Raw genomic sequence first — 5166 nt, 5'->3', positions numbered from 1 at the left:
CCACCCGCCAGGAGATCCAGGCGGCCGCCGAGCTCGGCATGTACGCCAACGTTGAGCACGATGCGTGCGGTGTGGGTTTCGTCGCTCACATCAAGGGCCAGAAGGCGCACAGCATCGTGCGCCAGGGCCTGCAGATCCTGGAAAACATCGACCACCGGGGTGCCGTCGGCGCCGACCCGCTGATGGGTGACGGTGCGGGCCTGCTGATCCAGATCCCCGACGAGTTCTACCGCGCCGAGATGGCCAAGCAGGGCGTTGTCCTGCCCCCGCCCGGCGAGTACGGCGTCGGCATGATCTTCCTGCCCAAGGAAAGCGCTTCGCGCCAGGCCTGCGAGCAGGAAATGGAACGCGCCATCAAGGCCGAAGGCCAGGTGCTGCTGGGCTGGCGTGACGTGCCGGTCGACCGCGACATGCCCATGTCGCCCCTGGTGCGCGAGAAAGAGCCGGTCATCCGCCAGGTCTTCGTGGGCCGCGGCACCGACATCCTGGTGCCCGATGCCCTCGAGCGCAAGCTCTACGTCATCCGCAAGACGGCGTCCTCCAAGATCCAGGGCCTGAACCTGACCCACGGCAGCGAGTACTACGTGCCCAGCATGTCGTGCCGCACCATCATCTACAAGGGCCTGCTGCTGGCCGACCAGGTCGGCAAGTACTACCTGGACCTCAACGACGAGCGCGTGACCTCGGCCCTGGCCCTGGTGCACCAGCGCTTCTCGACCAACACCTTCCCCGAGTGGCCGCTGGCTCACCCGTACCGCATGGTCGCCCACAACGGTGAAATCAACACCGTCAAGGGCAACTTCAACTGGATGCGCGCCCGCGAAGGCGTGATGAAGTCGCCTGTGCTGGGCGAAGACCTGCGCAAGCTGTACCCGATCAGCCTGGACGGCCAGTCCGACACCGCCACGTTCGACAACGCGCTCGAGCTGCTGACGATGTCCGGCTACCCGCTGGCCCACGCCGCCATGATGATGATCCCGGAAGCCTGGGAACAGCACACCACCATGGACGAGCGCCGCCGCGCCTTCTACGAGTACCACGCCGCCATGATGGAGCCGTGGGACGGCCCCGCCGCCATGGTCTTCACCGACGGTCGCCAGATCGGCGCCACCCTGGACCGCAACGGCCTGCGCCCCGCCCGTTTCATCATCACCGACGACGACCTCGTGGTGCTGGCCTCGGAATCGGGCGTGCTGCCCATCCCCGAGAACAAGATCATCAAGAAGTGGCGCCTGCAGCCCGGCAAGATGCTGCTGATCGACTTCGAGCAAGGCCGCATCATCGACGACGAAGAGCTCAAGGCCCAGTACGCCTCGGCCAAGCCTTACCGTCAGTGGATCGAGAACGTGCGCATCAAGCTCGACACCATCGATGCCAAGGGCAGCGTGGGTGAGTTCAACGAATCGCTGCTCGACCGCCAGCAGGCTTTCGGCTTCACCCAGGAAGACGTCAAGTTCCTGATGGCCCCGATGGCCATCAACGGCGAAGAGGCCACCGGCTCCATGGGCAACGACTCGCCCCTGGCCGTGCTGTCGGACAAGAACAAGCCGCTGTACAACTACTTCAAGCAGCTGTTCGCCCAGGTCACGAACCCGCCCATCGACCCGATCCGCGAAGCCGTGGTGATGTCGCTGGTCTCGTTCATCGGCCCCAAGCCCAACCTGCTCGACATCAACGCGGTCAACCCGCCGATGCGCCTCGAAGTGGCCCAGCCCGTGCTGGACTTCGACGACATGGCCCGCCTGCGCAACATCGAGAAGCACACCGGCGGCAAGTTCAAGCCCTATGAGGTGGACATCACCTACCCGGCTGCCTGGGGTCACGAAGGCGTGGAAGCGCGCCTGGCCTCGCTGTGCGCCGAAGCCGTGGAAGCCATCCAGAGCGGTCACAACATCCTGATCATCACCGATCGCAAGATGGACCGCGCCAACATCGCCATCCCGGCGCTGCTGGCCCTGTCGGCTATCCACCATCACCTGGTTCGCAAGGGCCTGCGCACCTCCACCGGTCTGGTCGTTGAAACCGGCACCGCCCGCGAAGTGCACCACTTTGCCGTGCTGGCCGGCTACGGCGCCGAAGCCGTGCACCCCTACCTGGCGATGGAAAGCCTGGCCGCCATGGCCAAGGACCTGCCCGGCGAGTTGTCGGCCGACAAGGCCATCTACAACTACATCAAGGCCATCGGCAAGGGTCTGTCCAAGATCATGTCGAAGATGGGCGTGTCGACCTACATGTCCTACTGCGGCGCGCAGCTCTTCGAGGCCATCGGCCTGGAGAAGCCGCTGATCGAGAAGTACTTCCGTGGCACGCCCACGCAAGTCGGCGGCATCGGCGTGTTCCAGGTGGCCGAAGAAGCCATCCGCAACCACCTGGCCGCCTTCGGCACCGACCCGGTGCTGGCCAACGCCCTGGACGCTGGCGGCGAGTACGCCTGGCGCACCCGCGGTGAAGAGCACATGTGGACGCCGGACGCCATCGCCAAGCTGCAGCACAGCACGCGCTCGGGCAAGTTCGACACCTACAAGGAATACGCCCAGATCATCAACGACCAGAGCAAGCGCCACCTGACGCTGCGCGGTCTGTTCGAGTTCAAGGTCGACCCCACCAAAGCCATCCCGGTCGAGGAAGTCGAGCCCGCATCCGAGATCGTCAAGCGTTTTGCCACCGGCGCCATGTCGCTGGGTTCGATCTCTACCGAAGCCCACAGCACCCTGGCCCTGGCCATGAACCGCATCGGCGGCAAGTCCAACACCGGTGAAGGTGGTGAAGACGAGCGCCGCTATCGCCAGGAACTCAAGGGCATCCCCATCAAGCAGGGCACCAAGGTCTCTGACGTGATCGGCAAGGAAGTCGTCGAAGTCGACTACGAGATGAAGGAAGGCGACAGCCTGCGCTCGAAGATCAAGCAGGTGGCTTCCGGCCGCTTTGGCGTGACCACCGAGTACCTGACCTCGGCCGACCAGATCCAGATCAAGATGGCCCAGGGCGCCAAGCCCGGTGAAGGCGGCCAGCTGCCCGGCGGCAAGGTCTCGCAATACATCGGCAAGCTGCGTCACTCCGTGCCGGGTGTGGGCCTGATCTCGCCCCCGCCGCACCACGACATCTACTCGATCGAAGACCTGGCCCAGCTGATCCACGACCTCAAGAACGTCAACCCCAAGGCTGACATCTCGGTCAAGCTGGTGTCGGAAGTCGGCGTCGGCACGGTGGCTGCCGGCGTGGCCAAGGCCAAGGCCGACCACATCGTGATCGCCGGTCACGACGGCGGCACGGGCGCTTCGCCCTGGTCCTCGATCAAGCACTGCGGCACGCCCTGGGAGCTGGGCCTGGCCGAAACCCAGCAGACCCTGGTGCTCAACCGCCTGCGCGGCCGCGTGCGCGTGCAGACCGATGGCCAGATCAAGACCGGCCGCGACGTGATCGTGGGCGCCCTGCTGGGTGCCGACGAGTTCGGCTTCGCCACCGCACCGCTGGTGGTCGAGGGCTGCATCATGATGCGCAAGTGCCACCTCAACACCTGCCCGGTGGGCGTGGCCACGCAAGACCCGGTGCTGCGCCAGAAGTTCTCCGGCAAGCCCGAGCACGTCGTGAACTACTTCTTCTTCGTCGCCGAAGAAGCCCGTCAGATCATGGCCCAGCTGGGCATCCGCAAGTTCGACGACCTCATCGGTCGCGCCGACCTGCTGGACATGAAGAAGGGCATCGAGCACTGGAAGGCCCAAGGCCTGGACTTCAGCCGCGTCTTCGCGCTGCCCCCGGTGCCGGCCGACGTGCCGCGCCTGCACACCTCCACGCAGGACCACGGCCTGGACAAGGCCCTGGACGTGCGCCTGATCGAGAAGTCCAAGCCCGCCATCGAGCGTGGCGAGTCGGTCAAGTTCATGGAAGTGGCCAAGAACGTCAACCGCACCGTCGGCGCCATGCTGTCGGGCGAGCTGATCAAGCACCACCCCGATGGCCTGCCCGACGACACAGTGTTCATCCAGATGGAAGGCACGGGCGGTCAGTCCTTCGGCGCCTTCCTGGCCAAGGGCATCACGCTGTACATGATCGGTGAAGCCAACGACTACACCGGCAAGGGCATGTCGGGCGGCCGCATCGTGGTTCGCCCCAGCATCGACTTCCGTGGCAACGCCGCCGACAACATCATCGTCGGCAACACCGTTCTGTACGGTGCCACCAGCGGTGAGGCCTTCTTCCGTGGCGTGGGCGGCGAGCGCTTCGGCGTGCGCCTGTCCGGCGCCACCGCGGTGGTCGAAGGCACGGGTGACCACGGTTGCGAATACATGACCGGTGGCACCGTCGTCGTGCTGGGCAAGACCGGTCGCAACTTCGCGGCTGGCATGTCCGGTGGCCTGGCCTATGTCTTTGACGAAGACGGTCAGTTCGGCAAGCGCGTCAACACCGCCCAGGTCTCCCTGGAAAAGGTGCTGCCGGCCGCCGAGCAACTGGACGCCGGCATTCCGATGCACAAGGGCCTGGCCGACGAGGCCCTGCTCAAGAAGCTGGTCGAAGACCACCACCGCTGGACGGGGTCGTTGCGTGCCCGGGAGATCCTGGACAACTGGTCGACCTCGGTCACCAAGTTCGTCAAGGTCTTCCCGCACGAATACCGTCGCGCCCTGACCGAGATGGGCGCCAAGCAAGAAGCCACGGCCGCTGTCGCCAAGGCCAAGTCCGCCACCAAGGCCAAGGCCTGATACAGCGCGTTAGGAGTTTGAAATGGGAAAAGTCACTGGCTTTCTGGAATTTGAGCGCCTGGAAGAGGGCTACGAGCCCGTCGAGAAGCGCGTCAAGAACTACAAAGAGTTCGTCATCGGTCTGACCCCCGAGCAGGCCAAGCAACAAGGCGCGCGCTGCATGGACTGCGGCACGCCCTTTTGCAACAGCGGTTGCCCGGTCAACAACATCATCCCCGACTTCAACGACCTGGTTTACCAACAGGACTGGAAGGCGGCGATCGAGGTCCTGCACAGCACGAACAACTTCCCCGACTTCACCGGCCGCGTCTGCCCGGCGCCCTGTGAAGCCGCTTGCGTGCTGAACATCAACAACGACCCGATCGGCATCAAGTCGATCGAGCACGCCATCATCGACCGTGCCTGGGCCGAGGGTTGGGTCAAGCCCCAGCCCGCCAAGGTCAAGACCGGCAAGAAGGTCGCCGTC

General features: G+C 64.9%; 1 protein-coding gene and 1 pseudogene. Both read left to right on the top strand.

The window, feature by feature from the left end; translation table 11 throughout:
- The first annotated feature begins 38 nt into the window (after positions 1 to 38).
- A complete protein-coding gene (locus B2W70_RS12375; RefSeq protein ID WP_286746092.1) occupies positions 39 to 4700 on the top strand; it encodes a glutamate synthase-related protein in 4662 nt (1553 codons plus the stop codon).
- 22 nt (positions 4701 to 4722) lie between these two features.
- Positions 4723 to 5166: pseudogene (gene gltD, locus B2W70_RS12370) on the top strand (glutamate synthase); the annotation flags it as partial.

Origin of the sequence: Aquabacterium sp. UBA2148 (assembly GCF_002328915.1) — a bacterium.
In the GTDB taxonomy this organism is placed as follows: domain Bacteria; phylum Pseudomonadota; class Gammaproteobacteria; order Burkholderiales; family Burkholderiaceae_C; genus Aquabacterium; species Aquabacterium parvum.
Note: the sequence above shows the minus strand (reverse complement) of the source record. Positions and strands in the feature narration are given on the sequence as shown.